Source organism: Nitrospirota bacterium (assembly GCA_040755395.1).
Taxonomy (GTDB): Bacteria; Nitrospirota; Nitrospiria; order Nitrospirales; family Nitrospiraceae; genus DATLZU01.
In genome coordinates this window covers 122,785-143,135 of record JBFMAX010000007.1, presented here as the reverse complement: position 1 = coordinate 143,135, position 20,351 = coordinate 122,785, and the positions used below count along the sequence as shown (strand labels likewise).

The window sequence follows — 20,351 nt, the reverse complement described above, 5'->3', positions numbered from 1 at the left end:
CCTTCTGCTCCTTCAGCAAGTAGAGACCCGCTCCGGAACATTCATTCAGCTCGGGTCGCCAGCCTCACATGTTGCATGGCGGAGAGACCGTCCTTCCCAAGGCTGGTGAAGAGCTCTACATACTGTCGGGCGATGACAGCCGGGTTGTGCTGCTCCTGCACGTACCGCCGACCGTTTTCCCCCATCATCGTCCGCAGCGGCTCGTCTGCCCACAGTTCACGAATGAAGCGTTCGAATCGATCCCAGTCCTGATCCGCGCAATACCCCATGTGGAAACGCTCCAGCATCCGGCCGGGGTTAACCGCCCACGACACGATCGGCGTCCCGCAGGCTGCAGCTTGAAGAAAGGTGTTGGGAAATCCCTCCACACGCGACGTGTTGACGAATATCGCAGCTTCTTCAAACAGCCGAACGGTATCCTCAAACGGCATCCATTTCACCCACCTGAGATTCGCGAGCCCGTTCATCCGCCTCTGAAGCCGGGGCATCGCGGCCACATCAATGTCGCTTGGCCGACCTACCATAAGAAAAGAGGCCTCCGGCATGCGGCCGGCCAACTCTAGAAAGAGTTCAGGTTGCTTCCACTCGTCCATCCGCGCCATCCACAAAATTCCCCTCCGCTGCCTTTCGCCCTTGCATCGCACCGGAATAGGGCATAAAGATCTGATCAATTCTCCTTCCCGACCGTAACGCGACCGAAGCAGAGTCAGCTGATCTTCATGTTGGCAGACAATCGCATCCGCGCGACGCAGTCCCCCTTCAAAGCGTTTGCCCCAGATTCCATGGATCTCGGCATAGGCTCCGGACACATCGTCTTCGTGGGCCACCATGTAAACGAAACGGCGTCGCAACAGAGCGCACGCACGCTGTACATACCCCACTTGGGGCGAGGCGCATCGCATAACATACACATCCGCGTCAGCCGAACGGATCTCCCTGACCCATTCGAAAAACTCCCGCAGCTCGCGCTGGCGATGGACCAGCCAGCGAAGCGGCCCTCCCACTACGGAGACGATCAACTCACGGCATATATAGCTTTTGCGAACAATCCAACGAATTCCCGAAGCCATCCAAGCTGGGAGTCGATCCAACCACGCTTTGACTCCCCGCTCGAACCACCCCCAGACCGTGTCCGGCGCCGCCTTCCTGCCGGCTTGCAAGCTCGCCGCCTCCGGTGGGTCATCGGTCAGGACCTGAAGCTTGCCGAACACCTTGCTCAGAAGAATGGTGATGGCTCCATGCTGCTCTTTTCCTGCCCGTCCGCTGTCCCCTGTCAGCACGGAAACCGCGAGATTCCTGTCTTGTGCCAACTCATTAGCCAAACTGCAGATCTGGATCTCTGCCCCGCCGACGGGAAGGCCGGAGGAAGGTCGGAAAAAGCCGTATGCATGAGTCGAAATGAAGCAGACACGCTTCCGGTTAGCATCCGTAAGCCGCTTTACATGGACCTGAGCGCTTTCCAGGTAACAGGTCTGAATCTCTGACGCCATACGGTCTGCTGAAAAGCACCGCCGGACACGATCCAGCGCGGCCTCCGCGATCGCTTTCGCCAACGCCGGCTCTCTGAGGAGCTCCAACACACGCGTCGCCATGGCCCCCGCATCGCCGACCGGCACAATGAACCCTGTCTGACCATCCTGCACTACCTCGACCGCTCCTCCAGCCGCAGTGGTCACAACGGGGGTATTGGCCACAGCCGCTTCAAGCAAAACGTTGGGGAATCCCTCGGTCGTCGACGACATCACCAGAACATCCATAAGCTGGATCAGGCCCATCACATCCGTTCGCTTGCCTAGCAACATTGCATGCCCGGAAAGTCCCAGCCGTTCAACGCTTCGCTCGAGTTCGTCTCGCATCTCACCGTCTCCTACAAGGAGAAAGCGCGCATCCGGCCGGATCTGCGCAATCCGAAAGGCCGCTCGAAGAAAAGTCCCGTGATCCTTCTCCGGACAGAGTCGACCGACGATACCCACAAGCGGCGCATGCGCCGGCAGACCCAGTTCGGCTCTGAGTCGTTGCTGCTGCGCAGCATCGCGTGGATTCGCCTGTACGATCGGAACGCCGTTATAGATCGTGCGCAGCTTCCGTTCCGGAATGAAGGCCCACTGCCGGTTCTCCTCGCGAACCCTGCGCGAGTTCGCGATAATGGTCGTCTGCAACGGAACGGTGAGCATATCGATGCTCCGCTGCCACTTCGGATACCACCAAGGAAACCGGCCTGGACGCTCACTTCGCACGGAACCGATGACCGTCGGAGTGCCTGCCAGAGTCCCGGCGATAGAGCCGATCATCATCGCATAGTGCATCCAACAGTGGAGAACGTGGCACGGCTTGGCATAGAGATAGCGCATGAGCCGCCAGGTCACCCCTATCATCCAGAACTCGTAATGCGAATTAAGAGTGGTGACCGGCACACCCAAGCCTCGGACGTCAGAATCAAAAAATTTGTCAGGCAGATTGAGCATGACGACCTCCGGTTCCCATCGGGAACGGTCGAGGTATTCGAGGAACGTCACGAGTTGTCGTTGAGCGCCGCCCATGCCGAGGCTTGGAATGAATAGAACCACCCGTTGCCGTCCTGTCGGCAACCGTTTGGCCACTGCGCGGCGTACTGGATACAACCCGAGCGTCGTCAGGCCTCGAATCGCGTTCGCGAGCACGGCCAAGCCAAACAACCCGGCCACATCGAGCCAACGCCGCAGATGCAACCAGGCCCACAACGCAGGCCGGTGAACCGCCCGAACTCCCACACAAATCAGAAGGCTGTTCACCATCCAGGTCCTTCGATTCCATACGCGGAGTCGTCCACGGCCGTTGTAAGACGCGATGAGTGGAACCCGGAAGGTCATCGGCATTCGGCGGTAGGTCCAATGATAGACACCCAGACGACTCTCGAACGGCACCACACAAAGATCAACAGATTGTCTCTCTCCAACCGGTGGTACCAGAACCGAACCGTCCATAGCCAAAGGTAGGAGCTCGGTGAACAGCCCTGTGGTACGCGCACGCAGCAGATCTGTATCGCGGACACAGCCTATCAGCATGGCTCCAGGATAGCGCGTCGCGACCGCCTGCGCGGCGGACAAGAAATGAGAGAACCTGCAGGACTGCAGCAGGATGATCCGCATCACTCCTTGGCTGTTCCGCTCACAACGAACTGAACCGGATAGGCCCCGCACCGGTTCATGAGCGTCCAATAGCCGAGACGCAGTGCGTTCATGCCCGGCCATACCCTCGGTAGCCGAACCCATCCCGCAATGCTGGAGAATGGCCGCGACCATCCGATCGATTCCGAACTGGGTTAAGACATGCTTGCGTCCAGCCTCACCGAAGCACCGGCGAAGCGGTTCGTCCTTGAGAAGCCGTATGACGCGCGCGGCAAGCTGTGTGCTGTCTCCGCAAGGCACAACATAGCCAGTGATCCCGTCGAGCACCGCCTCCCGCGCGCCTCCGGCGTCGGTGGTCACGACCGGGACCAGGAGCGCTTGGGCTTCCAGCAGCACCAGCGGCATCCCTTCTGTCTGGGACGTGAGCACAAGGACATCAAGAGCACCGAGCAAATCCAGCACGTCCGTGCGAGCCCCTAGAAAGGTCACACAATCCGCCAAACCCATCCGTTCCACATCGGCGATCAGCTGCTCCCGGTCGTTCCCATCTCCGATTACAAGTGCATGGACCGACGGCACAGCTTGCCGGACAAGCGTGAGCGCCTTGAAGAACGTCGGGTGGTCTTTCTCCGGTGATAGTCGCGCGATGATACCCACTACGAGTTTGGTCTCGATTCCCAGGCCCGATCTAATGGCCTTGCGGACGTCTGGCGTCGGCGGGTGCAGTTCGGTCTCATCGACACCATTATGGACGGTGACAATTTTCTCAGGTGGGATGCGCGCCCAGGCGATGTAATCCTCCCGGCAGGCATGAGAGCAAGCAAGCACGATGTCGGCCAAGTACCCCATGGCAATATCAAGCGGCCGTTGCCACGGCAACGGCGCCGTCTGACGTCTGGCCGGGCTTCCGCTGTGCAAGGACGTCACGATTCTTGGCACGCCGGCCAGTGAGCCAGCGATCGAGGCAAACACCGTCGCCCACGGCAGCCAGCCAATAACGGCATCCGGCGACTCCTGATGAAGTCGTCGCGTGAGCGCCCAAATGATTTTCCAGTAAGGAACTCCATAAACGCATGGCAGATAACTGAATGAAACATTCAGTCGGCGAACTTCTGGCTCGAAGAACTTGAAAACGGTATCTAAGGTGCAAACCTGGACGCGGTACTTCTTATGATCGAGTCGGCGAAGGAAATTGATAAGCACCTTTTGCGCGCCGCCCAGGCCGAACAAAGGGACAAAAATGAAGAGAGATTGATGCCCTAGGTGCTTCCGTCTAAGTCCTGGATGCAGGCCTGCCTTCCGCAACCCCGCTGCTCCGACCGCCAGAATGGTCAGCAAGCCGATCATCAGATAATCCATATAGATGGAAGCCCGATCCCGGATTGGCTTGGGCACACGCAGTTCGGTCAATCTCATCAGTGTGCAGGTCAGCACCGTGATCAGAGACCACACCGCTAGTCCATACGTGGAGACCGCCTGCTGTCCATTGATCGCCACAACTCGAGGGATACCGGCGAGCACGGGCAACAGGCGGAAGGTCCAAAACCGCACCCCGAAACGGTCGGGGAACGACAGCAGACACATGTCAAATCGCTCAGCGCGGATGCGCGCTAGGGTCTCCGGTGTGAGAACAGGCTTCTTCCCTTTACGATCTCTGTACTCCAGGATTGACTCTCCGTCATACCATTTCTTGACCTCAGCGGCCCTCGCCTCGTCCACCAGCCCTGCGATGGACGCCGACGGCCAGCGAGACTTGGCAAGTTGGACCGCCTCTCGAAATCGAGTCTCGTCGCAGCTTTGAACAACTAGAATTTTCATATCTCACGCTCGACAAACGGCCACGATCACCGGTGCCTTTTCGATCCCATAGGGAGTGACTTCCCGATCCGCCATGCTGTTGACCAGCGCCTGCATATGACGAAAGGCCCGCTCGACATCTGCTGTTGGCTCAGGGGAAACGGCGGCTGTTTCTTTTTTGTTCCGGGCGAGCTTCTGCTTTAACTTCCTCAACAGTGCTAGACCTATCAACCGCTCATCCCTCTCTAGCCGGGACCTTAACGCGTGCAGTTCGTGGAAAAGCGTAGGGATCAGAGACAAGTTGTGCCAGATACGCCTCATGTTCTCCTGAAAAGCGAGGAATGCGGGCGTATAGGCCTGCCCGTAGAGCGAGAATTCGGCAAAGGCGACGCGGAGCAGGGTTCTGAACTCTTCCGGAGTGTACTCCCGAACATGATATGGGTTGTCTGGAGTCATACCTGTTCCATTGACGAGACGGTTCGGAGTCGAAACCACACAGATGCCCGCGGGCTTCAGAATCCGTCTGATTTCACACACAACAGCCTTTGCGTCTTTCACATGTTCGATAACCTCCAGTGCGATCGCGGCATCCACGCTTTCTGACTTTATCGGAAGCATCGGCGCTGTAGCTCTGAGAAAACTAAGTCGATGCATCTGACAATGGTTCCTGGCATAGGAGATCGCTTCGGCGGACAGGTCGACACCTATCACAGTTCGTCCCGATGCTTCGGCGAGATACGCGGCGCCGTATCCGCTCCCGCATCCTAAATCAAGCACCGTGGCAGTCGGCCCAAGTAGCCTGGCCACAAACATGTACCGGCCCAGATGTTCGGCGTAGGAGGAATAGGATGGACCATAGTGCAGATGGGGAATGATGCGCTCAACATGCATAACCAGTCACACTCCACTCATGATCAAGGACGATAAACCCCACGTTTGGGTGAGTTGTCACAATCTCGAAGTGTTGAACAAATTCCCGCACGTCGTAGGGTGCGCTCCAATTGTTTTCGGAGGCAACGCCCACTGTGAGCCAGTACTGACCCGCTAAGAGCGGCAACTTTGAATAGCGCACCTCAATTGATCCAGCTTCAGCATTAATGGCCACACGAGTCGCCCGCATGAACGTGTTAGTCGCATGAATGCACGTCCCATCTGCGGCATGAATTTTCACACCAAACCCAGGATCGCGAAACGGCCTGTGCACCTGATAACAGATGCGGACAATGAGATCCTCGCATGTCCTGAAAACAGTCCGTGGTTGTCCATGAGCATCATGTGTGGTGACCTTCACAATTTCGATCTCTCCGCTTCCCCATCTCCTTACCCCGGGCTCCGGACCTAAGGGGCGTATTCCTTTAAGCTTCTGTTCCCGTTCTAGTCGGACAAACTCAAGATACGCGTCCACCACCTCATTGGGCTTCCCTATGCGCTCCAGACACCCTTCATTGATCCAAAGGACACGCGTACATATCTCTTTCACCCGTGCCAAATCATGCGAGACAAGGACGATCGTAGTCGAGGTCTTCAAGTCCTGAAATTTCTCGTAGCATTGGCGCTGAAACGCCGCGTCGCCAACTGCCAAAATTTCATCCGTTAGCAGGATATCGGCCTCCACGTGAACGGCGATCGCAAACCCCAGCCTCGCGTACATACCAGAGGAGTAATACTTCACCGGCGTATCCAAAAAGTCTTTCAGCCCTGAAAAGGCCACGATCCGGTCAAAGCGTTGTTCGATTTCCCGTCTGGTCAACCCCAGCACGGCAGCGTTCAAATAAATATTCTCGCGCCCGGTCAAATCCTGGTTGAAACCAGCGCCCAACTCGATCAACGACCCAACCCGTCCTTCCACGGCGAGCCGGCCTGTCGTCGGAGCGGTGATGCCAGCGATCAATTTCAAAATCGTGCTCTTCCCAGCTCCATTGGACCCGATGATTCCGAGAGTCTCGCCGTGCTCAACTTCAAAGCTGAGGTGCCGGATCGCCCAGAATTCGGATTGTTTCCCGCCACTCCCGTTGCCAGCCGAGTCTATTGATGGTGTAAAGAATCGAGAGAACGTGCGTAGAAGGGTGGGCGGAAGTCCGTTGTAGCACTTCGAAACATCGTCGAACTGGATGACCATCCCTGATGAACGCATGACAGCCTACATCACGTCCGCGAACCTGAGTTCCACAGTCTTAAAGTAGACATATCCCATCACCAGCGCGACGCTAGCCAGCGTCAACGAAAACACAATCAATTCGGGCGGCGGCAACGTTCCTCGGAGCAGAGCATTGCGATAAGCCTCCAATATCATGGCCATCGGATTCACCATGTAGAGCGTTCGATACTGTTCTGGAATCACCTCGACCGGATATACCACTGGGCTGAGGAACATCCATATCTGAAGGATCAGCGGTAACAGACTTCCGAGATCCCGTTTGAGCACGTAGAGAGCGGAGACCAGTAACACCAGCCCGGTCGTGAACATGATTTGAATAGCCAGAATTCCTGGCACCGCAAGCCAGGCAAACGAAACTGGAACCTCTGAAAGAATCAGCAGAACGCCGAGGACCGTGGCACCGACCAAAAAATCAAAGCTGACGGTCAGAACTCTCGACAGAGGAATGACTTCGCGCGGGAAACTGGCCTTCGTGATGAGACTCATGTTGGCTACGATGCTGGACGATCCCAATGAGAGGGAATTTGCAAAAAACAGCCAACTCAACAATCCTGTGTAAGCGAACACCGCATAGGAGACGCCTTCGACCGGAACCTTGACGAACACGGAGAAGACGGTCAGGAAGACCAACATCATCGAGACCGGCTGGACCAGAGCCCACAGCACGCCTAGCGCGGTCTGCCGATGGCGCGCCTTCAGTTCTCCCAACGCGAGCGTCCAAAGAAGCCCCCGATATCGGATGAGTCGCATCAGATGGTCTTTCATATCGGGTCTGCCCTCTCCCCCTAGGCGCGACGCCTGAGACGTTCCAGCGCGGTCTAGTTTGGCGTGAGTCGGGATCGCCGTTATGCTGGTCTGCACATGAGATTTATCGAAATTCGTGCATCGTCCGACAGCGAGTCATCCAAGCCGACACATCCACCGTATTCCGGTAACGGGCAACCTGCTCGAACGACCACCAGATGGAATAGGCCAATATAAAGGTCGCAAACGGGACCGTCTGAACACCTAGTCGAGGATCGATTCCGAGAGACACTGCGAACGGAACCGCGTTCGCCAACAGTACAATGACCACGATCATTTCTCTGTGCTGGCTAAACAGAAGCAGTCCAAGCCCAAGGAGATAAAACACGTAGGCTGGGTGCGCTTGTGTGCCGATTTGAATCTCGAACTGATCCGTGGGCCTCAAATACATGTCAACGTACCCCTGGAGTGTTCGACTGAGAATCTCTTCGACGCTATGCAACCCGAACAAATACTCGAAGGCACCCAGCGACGGTCCAGGGGTGGCATTTACCTCCATCTGCTCGCGACTCGGACATCCCGCACATCCGACTTGCTTCAGAATCACAAACTCAACATTACGAAGCCAGACAAAATGCACGTTGACGCTATAGAGAGGATCGCCAAACGTCTTCGCGTTATGCACAAGATGGGGGATTGACACGGCAGCAATGAGCGCCAGCGGAAGCAGCACGGATCTCCATTTTCCTGCCCTTTCTCGCCACGCCCAGAGCAAAAGGAGAGGGATCACAAACGTGTAACTGTTAAACCGCAGCAGATGCGCCGCTGCGCCAAACAGTGCTTGTCCAATTTGCCGACTTCTACATCCCAGTTGGTCTCCTTTGACCAACACTGCGTAAACAAAACCCATCACAGTGATCAGATACGCCTCCTCTCGCAGTCCCCGCACGCTCAGACTGATCAGATATGGATTCACGCTAAGCAGCGCAGCGACCAGGAGACCGACTAGTGGTTGCCCAGTGTAATCTCGGAACAACTTGTAGGCGACCAGGATCAGAACCAACGACAAGAACACAGTGAGCAGGCGGAGATGCACAGTCGAGTCACCTGTGAGCCAGAACCAGCCTTTGATCATCCAAATCCACAGAGGTTCTCGAGATCCGGTATCGTAGGGGCTCCGCATCTTCTCGGCCAGCTGCATATATCCGATCGCGTCAGGATCAAGCCTGCTCCAGGCTACCTCGACCAGCCGCTTCAGTCGAAAACTCCCACCGACAGCGAGGATGCCTGCCATGGAAAACCATGACCACATTCGTTCTCCCGGAACAGACACCTGCCACATGCGTCCATACCAGCCAAAGATTCCTATCAGCAACACATATGGGATTATGAAATAGCCGTCCATCTCTTGACTGATCATGACAGCTTCCCACCACTTGAGCTCATCACTTACCCGTGTGTGCGCAATCGTTTCCACCATTGCCGCCAAGGCGGCTAACACTGCAAGGCTGTATAGCAACGCCCCTTGTGGGCGGATCAACACCCGCATTAGATACGCCGACACCGGTGTGAGGACTGCCAGCGCCGCAATAGGCAGGTTGGGCAAACGGAGCGGAGGCTTCAGGACAACAACGCGCAGGCGTGATAGGACTGCACTTTCCACTGATCCTACCTGAGGCTCCATATGACCCTGGAATCGAATCCATATAGTTCCTCGGCTTGCTGCCAATGATGGAAAGTTAATAGATGTGCCCTCCAAGGAGTCGACATGCGCTACCTCACGGAATGCCCGTCCGTCGCTAGAAATCGAAAGGGTCGAATGGAACCCCGGATTAGTACGACCGTAGAGAAACACGACCAGTCGCCCTTCGTGGTCGTTTTGGACTCGTACCGTGACTATCCCAGACCGGCCGGGCATAAGGCGTAATCCCTGCCGGGTAATCTCCCAATCCCCCTCAATCGTGTCCTGCGAGCTGATCCGCGACTGGACCTGGGCGTAACTCTTATCGTAGAGTTCTCCGGCTCGATTGCCCGATATCAGATCGAACCTTCCGGCCATAACCGCCGCCGCAGTCACCACGCTCGCCAGCGCTATGACTATGGCTAGTTCGCAGCTCTGTTTAGTTGTTAGTTCCATTCCGAGCACTCTCTGAATTCTTCCAGGACAACTTGCCCCCCACTCTGAGTCACTTCGTGCAAGGACGAACACCAGGTTTCAAAGACCGATTTTCCAATCCGCAGGCTTCGCTGGATGTGGCAAAAAGATGATCTTTCCTGTTCCCTACAAGGATCAAGAACTGTCCAAAGAGGCGACTGAACTTTGGCCCATAGAAATCTACGCTGACAGAAATCGAAAGCATCCCCGCGATGAGGTGGAAGCTACTCCGTTCTATACACCAGACGCTCAGGACGCTGTTGACCGGCTTCCGATCTTAGCAAGGCAAGCACATGGCTGAGCGTTCACTTAGAAATCACGTCGCTGAAAGACTGTACAGGCAGCTGCGATTAGCATCGCAGCGTACAATAGCCCGTACGCCGAGGCCATCGCTTGGTACGCCACCGGGATGGCTATTCCAATCGCGGCCTGGCCCTTCACATTGAGCATCTCCAAATTCGGACAGACATAATACAATCCAGTCATGATCGACTTAAGCGCTTCGCTTTTGGTCTTCTCGGCGATCCCCTTGAGATCGGTGGTCAAATGGCCGATCACATAGAATGCCAGCGTCATGATGGCGCTCAGCGTCGAGGAGCTGAAAGTGGAAAAGAACAGGGCCAACGCGGTCACCAGCAACAATTCGACGAAGATCAACTCGACCGCCTGCAACAGCGACAGATGAACTGGCGAGTGATTCATCAACAGCGTGACGATAAAGACCGCGAGCATGATCAGCACGTTGACCAGCAGCGTTACTATTAGGCCAAAGTACTTGCCAAACAGAAACTGCACTCGGCTAATCGGCCTTGCCATGATGGTATACACAGTACGCCGTTCGATTTCTTTGGTCACAAGTCCGATGCCGACGAACACGGCGATCAACACTCCCACCAGGTTGATCGCGGCGAGTCCTGTATCGGTCACGACCTTTTTCTGTTCTGCGATCGTGAGCTCCCCCAACAGCACCGACGCGCCGATCAGCAACATCGCGAAGAACAGGAGGTTGTACAGAATCTTGTCGCGCAGGTTTTCACGAAAGGTGTTGAATGCGATCACAATGACACTCCACATGACCGACCTCGCTAAGGACTATTCTTCAATCTTCATACCGGTTTGTGACAGAAAGAGATCCTCTAGAGAGCCCTTCTGCGGAGTGACGGAGATCAACCGCCCGCCATGTCGCCGGATTCCTGCCAGCACCTCTTCCAGCCGATCCGGAACGGGCAGCGCAATGAGACACTGCCGCCCCCTGGTCAGTACGCGCGCGGCGTCCGGCGCCACAAAGGATACCTGGTCGGGCGCCAATCCTTCGCAAACGATCTCTACGGAGCGGGTATTCCCGCTCACCAACTCGTCAACCCGACCACTGGCGAGCAGTTTCCCTTTGACGACGATTCCGACTCGATCACAGATCATCTCGACGTCCGGAATGATGTGGGTGCTGAAAAACACGGTCTTCCCTTGGTCCCGCAAACTCAGGATCACGTCGCGAACTTGCTTGCGTCCGATTGGGTCCAAGCCAGACATCGGCTCATCGAGAATGATCAGCTCGGGATCATGAATGAGGGCCTGCGCCAGCCCTATCCGCTGCAACATCCCTTTCGAAAATTTCCGGAGCTGTCTGGTCCTCGCTTCGGTCAATCCCACCAATTCGAGCAAGTCGGTCACTCGGCGATCAAGCTCAGTACTTCCAAGCCCTGCGAGATGTCCGTAAAACGCAAGAAACTCTTCCGCCGTCAGATAATCGTAAAAATAAGGTGACTCCGGAAGGAAGCCGATTCTCCGACGGGTCTCGACATCGCCGGCCGGTTTGCCCAAGACTTCGGCTTTCCCGCTCGTCGCCCGCATGAGTCCCATAAGGATCTTTAGCGTCGTCGTCTTGCCGGCACCATTAGGTCCCAGGAATCCATAGATCTCTCCCCGGCTCACTGAGAATGAAAGGCCTGCGAGCGCCGTGATGGGAGTCTGCCAGGGCCAGTTCGGCTTGAAGGATTTCGTCAAGTCTTCGACAAGGATGACATCCACGTTCTGACCTCACTCATGTCGGGGGCACCTAGTTAGTCACTTGCCAGCCTGACCCGTTCCGGTTGCTTCCTGGCTTCTCCGCGACGCAGGTTGGCAGCTCACGTGGCGATGCACACGTAACCGTTCCCGCAAGCCTGGACTCGAGACAGTTCCGGTGGCTGAATGGAACCGGTACGTTCCACCGAAAGGATCAGGCGGCAGCTCGGCAATAATGCCTCCTGTGACCAAGTCGGCAAGTTTCTGCGGCCGCTTGTGATAGCGGGACTGGTAGCGACGGACCGCTTCCTCGAGAAACCGGATGTCCCGTTCCGCGAGGACTTCTTTCATCCGCTGCGCCAGCGCTTCGCGCATCCGTTCGTCATTGGTCTGCTGATAGAACCGCTGGAGGAATTCGAGGGCGGCGTCCGGATCACCGCTTTCGACCGTCATCCGAGCAGCCAGCTTCGGGAGATACTCAGGCGCCCCTGGCAACAGCGAGGCGATGCGAAAATACTCCGCGGCTGAAACGTGATCGCAAAGTTCATAGAAGTAGTCATAGCCAATGATGAACGGAAGCTGCCAGACGTCCGGATTATGTTGCATGCCCTTTTTCAAGATGGCGATGCTTTCTTCAATCAAGCCAGCCCATACGCCCAGAATGGTTCCCGCTGCTTGATAGGCCATCACGAACTTGGGATCGAGATCCGTCACGACATCAACCGCATGATAAGCCCACCGATAATCGGATCGGGTCGCATCCCGCCCGCCAAAATGCTGGATCGCCTTGAGCCAGATAAGGTCTGCCGCGAGCTGCCTGTACCCTAGAACGGCAACCTTCAGGTATTCGCCTCTCGGCAGATACGAGAGCTCCGCAGCTCTGATCTCTGCCGGCCGTTGGCGCTCCATCACGATCAACGTTCCCACCGACGCTGCGCTGAGACCAATGACCAAGCACGCTGCAAGGATCGCGTGCATGAAGGATTGGCGCTCAACCGAATTCATGACGGGTCCATCCCCGCTTGCCCTAACTGTGCGGCCAAGGAAGCGACGTTCGCCCTGAGATATCGCTCTTCAAGTGCATCTTTCGCCCATCCGTTGTACCGCTGCCGACGATCGAGAATCTCCCGATACTCTTGCAAGGCCGAAGCTCGATCTTCAGCTCGTCCGGATTTCACATAAAGCCGGACCAACCATTCCCGTCCAGGCAGAAAATTCGGCTCCAGCTCAACTGCCTCACGGACACGCTGCTCGGCCGTGCGGCGATCACCCAAAGCCAGATACAGTCGCCCCAGTTCCAAACGATCGAAGGCCGAGTAGGGCTCCAATTCCAGGGCTCGCTCATAAGCCCGCACTGCGATCCGCAGCCAGGAAAGCCTCAGATCCGGTGACTCGGACGCGAGCCGAGAAGATGCCATCGAGGTATGCACAAATCCCAGCAACGCGAAGAGACGTCCATCAACGGGATTTCGCTCGATAGCCGCTCTGAGTTCGTCCATCGCTGCCTCGGCGGCCGCTCTATCTCCGATCTTCTGGAAAATCCAGAAATAGATAGACGCCAGAGAATTGTGATAGAGGGCCTTGCCTGGATCGAGCGCGATCGCCATTTGATATTTGGTGATTGCTTGTTCCATATTTTCTGCCGCCTGGGCACGCAACCCTGCTTCATATGCTACCCACGCAAGCCCCAGGCGCACGAATCCAACTGCAAGTACAGTGATCACGACGAACCCCGCGACAGCCCAGACCCACTTCGGCCTCACAGCGATTGCTTTCGTTCGTTCCTCATGGCGCCTAGACAGTCGCTCGGCCACCAAGATGATCGCTACGAACAGGGTCAAGAGAATCGCGATGGCCGGCTCATGCAGGTTGGAGTCTACGGCGGCATGAACGAGGATTCCCGCTGCTGCGCCCGTTACACCCGCGATCGTCCCGCGTTGCCATCGGCGCAGGCGGAGTCGCAGCACTGATGCAGCGGCTTGTCCGACTGTGGCGATACCCCAACAAAACACCACGACGCTCGCAACTCCGAGCTCCACACCCATCTGCAGGTATTCACTATGAGGTGTCTGCGCAATCTTTCCATATCGAGCGATTTGATCTCCCACCGGGAATGCATATCGGGGATACACGTATTGATAAAGTCCCAGCCCGACACCGAACGGGTGATCAACCATCATGCGAGCGGATTGCTTCCACATGTGGATGCGAGTATAGGCAACCGGATTCATCGTGTGCTCAGCTATCACTCTGGTTCGCAAGGGATTGGGAATCACTAGACCGGTGACCACAATCATCAATAGAACAACGAGCCCACGGCGGCCGAAGCGAAATCCTGCGACCAGCGACACGCCGACTAGCAGGCCCAAGACCGCCCCGCGCGAACCGGTCCAAAGAATCGCGGAAAGCAAAAGACCAAGCGCCGCAATGCTTGCTAGTATTTCGGTCAGCGGCGCATAGCTTATACGCCTCGCAGGCCATGACGCACACAGCAGCTCTTTTCGCAGGTTTCCGGCTCTATCAACCCAAGGCATTCCAACTCTTGCATAGCACAGGACACCGACAATAACGGTCACAACGGCCGCAAGATAGCCCGCAAGAAAATTGGGATTAAAGAACGTGCCCGTTGGTCGAAGCGCACTAAACCAGCCGCTCTGGATAAGCGCCAAAGCAGCTTCCATGATTCCAATCCCGACGACGACGGCGAGCAGTTTTACGACATGATCCCATTCAGTCACGAAAAACACAATCAAATAGAGCAGCGCCGCATAGGTGAATAAGACAACCACCCACTGCACAGTTTGATGCTTGTAGGGAGATAGTCCCGCCGAAAGGAGTGCAAGGGCCAGATAACACAGAATCGGCTGGTTGATCCGTAGTGGAATCCACAAAAAGAAACCCTGCCCAATTCCCTGCACCAGGTAGACCGTAGCCAACAGGAGCACAGCCAGACGAATGATCATCACCGCTAGGTGCGTGGTGCCGCCTTCTAGCAAAGGAGCAAAGATTAGGAGGCTGATGAGAAGAACGAGCCGGACAGGAGTGCGAGGCAGAAATGGCTTACCTGAGCAGGAGGTACCGTCCGCCGAATTTGTCACCCCGTTACCAGACACAGCGAGCAGACAATACGATCATTCCGTTCGATCGACGATGTAACCGGCCTTGCAAAAAAACCAAACGGGGAGAGAACGATTCTCTCCCCGCCGGCTCCAGTCAACACTAACCTGCCACTGTCTATCCAAGCACGTCGTCCGTGTCCCCAGCCTGCAGGTTCTGCTTGATGTCGTTGACATGCCACTGGTCAATCGTGGGATCATTGTCCAAGTTAGCCGTCGCGGTCGCCGTGAATCCAGTTCCTGATGACGCCGCCGCCACGACTGTGTTTTCAGGAGTCACGGTCCCAATACCGGCGTTGATAACCTGAACTGCACCAGCGCTGATCACACCACCGGTTACGGTCGTAGCCTGAGATCGATAGGTGTAACGGTTGGACGACCCCGCCAGCGTAAACCCTATGTCGGCGAAACTGCTGTACCGCGACTGTTCGCCGTAGTAAGAAGTTTCGGCCACGAAAGTTCCGCCCAGGTTGGTCTTCGCCTCCGACTGACGAGACTTCGCCTGATAACGAAGGAAATTGGGAATTGCGATGGCCGCCAAGATCCCGATGATGGCCACAACAATCATCAACTCGATGAGAGTGAAACCTTTTTGTCCTCGTATTGCTTTCAGCATCTGTCCTCCTCCCTCTTTAAAAAATGGTTCAACCCTCGGTCCCATAGATTCCCGAACCCAACATCCTGGCCGGACACTTAATCCGACCATTTGCAGAGAAAACAAAGCACGTTCTATGCCGTCCATCCTGCAGCGTCATTAAATTCTACAACCTATCGTTATTTAGCGTATTTTAACCGATTTCTCTGAATGAGCCTTGGGAACTCGGCTACAGGAATTCCCTTTTCAGGTCATGAGAGTCAAGTTTTGTCACTCAAGTTGGTTGCCCGAAGGACGTGGACGCAAAGAAAGAAACATGTCGTGCACAAAGAGCATGCCTCTTTTCGAAGACACCCAGAAACGTCATTGATAAGCTCACATGGGGAAAAGGAGCTTGTCTGGACTGACCCGCCGCACTTATCCAGACACGTCATCGGTATCCGGCATCTGGAGATTCTGCTTGATGTCATTCACATGCCACTGGTCAATGGTCGGGTCGTTGTCCAAGTTGGCAGTTGCAGTCGCAGTGAACCCTGATCCGCTCGAGGCCGCTGCTACCACTGTGTTTTCGGGAGTGACGGACCCAATACCTGCATTAATTGAAAAGACCGTGCTGGGGCTGACAACGCCGCCACTCACAGTGGTCTGTTGAGACCGATAAGTATAACGGTTAGTGGAGGCGGCTACCGCAAAGCCTATATCCCCGAAATTGCTATACCGCGACTGCTCGCCGTAATATGCAGCCTCTGCTACGAACACCCCGCCCAGATTGGTCTTCGCTTCTGACTGTCGAGATTTCCCTTGATATCGTATAAAGTTGGGGATTGCGATCGCGGAGACAATACCAAGCACAGCTACCACAATCAGCAACTCGATCAAGGTAAAGCCCTGTTGAGTCCGCACAGATATCATCATAAACATACCATCTTGCGTGTGAATAACTCAGTGCAGAGACCATGCCAATTAGCACCTTTTTCTAATCCTACAGGGAGTCCGTTGAAAGGAAAGGTTTTTATGAAATCGCACATGGAGGAATATTACTGAAGCTATAGAATCAATCAGTACCTTGGTAACAGGGATGACAAAAATTGGCACTGAAAAACTGGCAAGAAATCAGGGAGGCGGTCCTATGAAATTTGGGACAGATAGAAAGGAACTGTCAACTGAATCAAAAAAGATACTCAGTGTATCTAAACTATCCTTGCAGAGGTCTTGTCACTAGGTGTGTAAATGGAATGAGGCGGCGGCCTCCTTCGTTGTGACCGGTTGCTGAACGCCATCGACACACTGGATGCCGGCGTAGACCAGGGGCAGCAGCTCCGGGGCATTCAGGCGCCGGAAGTGGCACTCCGCCACTTGGAGCAGCTTCCAGATCAACGCTGTGGCGGACTCGACCCGCTTGTACCGCTTGCCCGCCGTCGTCCGTAGCCGCACGGCGGCGAAGGGCGACTGGACCACGTTGGTGGTCCGCAGGTGTCGCCAGTGCTCCATCGGGAACTGATAGAACGTGATGAGGCGCTCCCCATCAGCGTGTCAGCGCTCGACGGCCTTCGGGGCCACGGCGCGGTACCGGCGGCTGAACTGGTCCCGGCGCCGATCACACTCGGCCCGAGTCTCGCCTACGGAATGGCTTTCAGCCAGGTCGTGGCCTCCGCCTGGTACTTCGTCGGGATCGCATCGAGCACGTTGACGATCTTATGGTTCCAGCACCGCTGCTCGGCCGCCGTCGGCTGCTGCTCGGCAAGCGCGGCCCAGATCCCGAGATGGCCATCGGCCACCGTGCACCGCCAGGGCTTCAGGCCATGCGCCCGCAGATCCCGCAGGACGGCACTCCAGGACTCCTGGGATTCCCGCTGGCCACTGTCGACCGCGAGGACCATCTTCTGACCGTCGGTCAGCGCCCCGATCACCACGAGCAGCGCGGCTTTACTGTCCTCCAACCCCGCTTTGACGTACAGCCCGTCCGCCCACGCGTACACGACCTCCAGATCATCCAGCCGCCGGGTCTTCCAGGTGTCATATTCCTGTTGCCACTGGGCCTTGAGTCGCTGCAGGGAGGCCGTCGACAGCGGGGCCCCCTCGCCCAACAGCCCCCGCAAGGCCAGCTCAAAGTCTCCGTGCGCCAAGCCATGCAGGTATAACTTGGGCAGGAGCTCGCCGACCTCCTTCGTCCACCGCTTGAACAACGGCAGGACGCGACTGACGAAGCGTTCGGGCAGGCCCCGCACCCGTGGCCGCCGCACGGTGATCGTCCCACACGTGAGCGTCAGCTTCCGCGGTTTGCCGTACCGGTTGCGATATCCCGCCGGCGCATCGACGGCCGCCCGTCGGGCGGACTTCGGACGTCCCAGCCCGGTCGTCACTTCTTCCTCCAAGAGCGATTGGACCCACCGTTGGATGTGGCCCCGGGCAAAGGCCTCCAGATGGTCCCACCATGCCTGCCTTGACGCGGACGGGGCTGCTGTAGTCTGCTCCTTCACGGCGGTGCCTCCTTTCATGGCTGGGCGTCAGCCCGGTGGGTTTGGTCACCCGAAAGGTTGCCACCGCCTTTTTCCTATTTCCACACTTTCTGACTATACCTCATCCTTGCACTGCTAACGTGCTTTTGAACTGGCTTACAATAGCCGACAACAACTTTCTGCTTTGACAGTGCTTCTCGCCCTAGGTCACATTTGTAGCTGGTGCCATCTAGGATCATGCATGTACTACAACATTAACCCGGTAAACAGGGAGAGAGGCCCTTGTGGCTGCCGTCAAACAGCAAGGTCACGGCGTTGCGTGTTGGGGGGACTTGTTCTCCGAAACCCTTCGTTGAGCCTGTCGGACACGCTCCTCTTGGGTCGGATCTCCCATCCCGCGTTCGCGAAAGCGCTCAATCAATTTGATATTGGAGGGATCGAGTTCCAGAGAATGAAGCCAGGCTTCCCGGGCTTCCGAGATCAGATCTTTCTTGAGGTAGATTTCGCCTAAGTGTTCAAAAATGACGGGATCGTCCCCGACCAGATCGACTGCTCGCTTGATTTCCGCGAGCGCCTCGTTGATCAATCCCATCTTGAAGAACGCCCACCCGAGACTGTCCACATAATATCCGTTGTTCGGTTTCAACGCGACGGCCTGCTTCGTCAGCGCGACAGCTTCCTCGATCTTGATCCCTCGTTCCGCGTAGCTGTACCCAAGATAGTTCAGCGCATCCGCGTGCTTCGGATCGAGTTTCAGCGTCGTCTCCATGGCGCGGACCACGTCGTCGAACCGATTCAGCTTGTCATACGCCGTCCCGAGATTGAAATGCAGATCAGGATTGGCGGGGTTATAACGGATTCCTTCTTCGAAGGTTTGCAGGGCCAATTCGTATTGTTCGGTTTGGAGATAGGTCAGCCCGAGCACCAAATACCCCTCAGGCTGTTTGGGATTTAACTGAACTGCCTGCGAGAGATGCGCGGCAGCTTCCGGGAACCGCTTCAACCGGTACAGCAAAACTCCCAAATGCAGATGGCTGTCAAAATAGTTCGGGTCCAGCTTGAGATTGTAGGTATAGGCCTCCACTGCTTTGTCATATTGCTTGGTTTCTTCAAGCATGAATCCCAGGTAGTCCCTGATCTTCAGTTCGGCCGGACGGACAGCCAAAATTTGTGTTAGCCGTTCGATCGCTTTCTGATACTCCTTCAGTTCACCGTAAATTAAACTCAGCCGAAGTTGGGCGTCGAGATCCGAGGGATCATCGGCAAGGACCTTTTCCAACTCCGCCATCGCCTCCCTGTATTCCTTCCCGTTGATATACAGTCGAATCAAATGCTGACGAATTTCCCTCCCGCGAGGATTCACCAGTTGCAGATATTTGCGATAGACCGCGATGGCCTTTTCACGGTTCTGTTGAGACTCATACGCCGAAGCCAACGCCATGTAAGCCGGCTCGAACGCTGGATTGACGGCCATGGCCCGCTCGAAACTGGCAATCGCTCGATCCGGCTGCTTTGCCTCGATCGCCACGCGACCAAGATAGTAATAGCCCACCGGCGAGTCAGGCGAGATTTTGATGCCCCGCTCGATGGTCTGCGTCGCTTCGTCGAAGCGCTTGAGATTCAGCAGCAATAACCCTCTCGAAAAATACGACTCGCTCTTGGACGGGTCGATCTCGATCGCGCGATCGAACAGCATGAGGGCCTTGTCCACCTGTCCGGCTCCCGCATAAATTCCGGCGATCTGTCCCAACAACTGCGCATCCTGATCTGCGCCCCCGGCCACTTCATCCGCGTAGCGCACGGCCGTCGCGAGGTCGCCCGCGGAGAAAAACAGCGCAGCCAGGCGAGCCTTCAGGAAGCGGGAAGTGGGATCGGTTCGCAACGCGGCCTGATACTCCTGGATGGCGCGTTCGGTCTCCTGAGCCAGCTCAGCCTGGTAGCCCAGCATGAAATGATACGAGGACCGAGCATCGACGGCCGAAGCCGGCTTGGTTTCTGATGGAGGTGAACCGGGAGGAGATACGATGTCAGTGCGAGGAGCGGCGGCACAGGCGGCAATGATCGAAGGAATCGCCGCAATCATCAAGGCATTGAGTCCCAGTGTCCTGAGCGTGAGACCGACAATTGCGGCAGCCATGTTCATGGACCGTACTACGACTCCGTTGTCACAAGCTGCGGAGAATATCCGGACGCGTACGAGGAGGATTATACAGACG

At 56.2% G+C, this 20,351-nt stretch carries 13 protein-coding genes and 1 pseudogene; all 14 read right to left on the bottom strand.

All coding sequences use genetic code 11. The features are described 5' to 3' along the window. Positions 1-41: 41 nt before the first annotated feature. Positions 42-4,925 (bottom strand): glycosyltransferase, encoded by a 4,884-nt coding sequence (locus AB1555_12365; protein MEW6247481.1) that lies wholly within the window; start codon positions 4,923-4,925, stop codon positions 42-44. A gap of 3 nt (positions 4,926-4,928) precedes the next feature. Beyond that, on the bottom strand, positions 4,929-5,795 hold the full coding sequence (locus AB1555_12360; GenBank protein MEW6247480.1) for a class I SAM-dependent methyltransferase: 867 nt from the start codon (positions 5,793-5,795) through the stop codon (positions 4,929-4,931). After that, entirely contained in the window at positions 5,785-7,023 is a 1,239-nt protein-coding gene (locus AB1555_12355) for an ABC transporter ATP-binding protein (protein MEW6247479.1), read from the bottom strand. Before AB1555_12355 ends, AB1555_12360 begins: the two co-directional genes overlap by 11 nt. A 21-nt stretch (positions 7,024-7,044) precedes the next feature. Further along, positions 7,045-7,812 (bottom strand): ABC transporter permease, encoded by a 768-nt coding sequence (locus AB1555_12350; GenBank protein ID MEW6247478.1) that lies wholly within the window; start codon positions 7,810-7,812, stop codon positions 7,045-7,047. Between the two features lie 118 nt (positions 7,813-7,930). Continuing rightward, complete coding sequence (locus AB1555_12345; protein MEW6247477.1) at positions 7,931-9,469, bottom strand: glycosyltransferase family 39 protein; 1,539 nt, start codon at positions 9,467-9,469, stop codon at positions 7,931-7,933. An 801-nt stretch (positions 9,470-10,270) separates the two neighbouring features. Beyond that, the gene (locus AB1555_12340; protein MEW6247476.1) at positions 10,271-11,035 is read right to left on the bottom strand and encodes an ABC transporter permease subunit; all 765 of its coding nucleotides are present in this window, start codon (positions 11,033-11,035) and stop codon (positions 10,271-10,273) included. Positions 11,036-11,053: 18 nt separating this feature from the next. Next, on the bottom strand, positions 11,054-11,989 hold the full coding sequence (locus AB1555_12335) for an ABC transporter ATP-binding protein (protein MEW6247475.1): 936 nt from the start codon (positions 11,987-11,989) through the stop codon (positions 11,054-11,056). Positions 11,990-12,025: 36 nt separating this feature from the next. Then, complete coding sequence (locus tag AB1555_12330; GenBank protein MEW6247474.1) at positions 12,026-12,970, bottom strand: hypothetical protein; 945 nt, start codon at positions 12,968-12,970, stop codon at positions 12,026-12,028. After that, positions 12,967-14,928 (bottom strand): O-antigen ligase family protein, encoded by a 1,962-nt coding sequence (locus AB1555_12325; GenBank protein MEW6247473.1) that lies wholly within the window; start codon positions 14,926-14,928, stop codon positions 12,967-12,969. The genes AB1555_12330 and AB1555_12325 overlap by 4 nt, the downstream gene beginning before the upstream one ends. Before the next feature lie 544 nt (positions 14,929-15,472). Further along, a pseudogene (locus AB1555_12320) lies at positions 15,473-15,697 on the bottom strand (prepilin-type N-terminal cleavage/methylation domain-containing protein). 396 nt (positions 15,698-16,093) lie between these two features. Next, entirely contained in the window at positions 16,094-16,597 is a 504-nt protein-coding gene (locus AB1555_12315) for a prepilin-type N-terminal cleavage/methylation domain-containing protein (protein ID MEW6247472.1), read from the bottom strand. Positions 16,598-16,894: 297 nt separating this feature from the next. Continuing rightward, positions 16,895-17,167 (bottom strand): hypothetical protein, encoded by a 273-nt coding sequence (locus AB1555_12310; protein ID MEW6247471.1) that lies wholly within the window; start codon positions 17,165-17,167, stop codon positions 16,895-16,897. A gap of 128 nt (positions 17,168-17,295) precedes the next feature. Beyond that, positions 17,296-18,156 carry a transposase gene (locus AB1555_12305; GenBank protein ID MEW6247470.1) on the bottom strand — a complete coding sequence of 287 codons (861 nt, stop codon included), beginning with the start codon at positions 18,154-18,156 and terminating at the stop codon, positions 17,296-17,298. A gap of 286 nt (positions 18,157-18,442) precedes the next feature. Next, on the bottom strand, positions 18,443-20,272 hold the full coding sequence (locus AB1555_12300) for a tetratricopeptide repeat protein (protein MEW6247469.1): 1,830 nt from the start codon (positions 20,270-20,272) through the stop codon (positions 18,443-18,445). Positions 20,273-20,351: the final 79 nt, after the last annotated feature.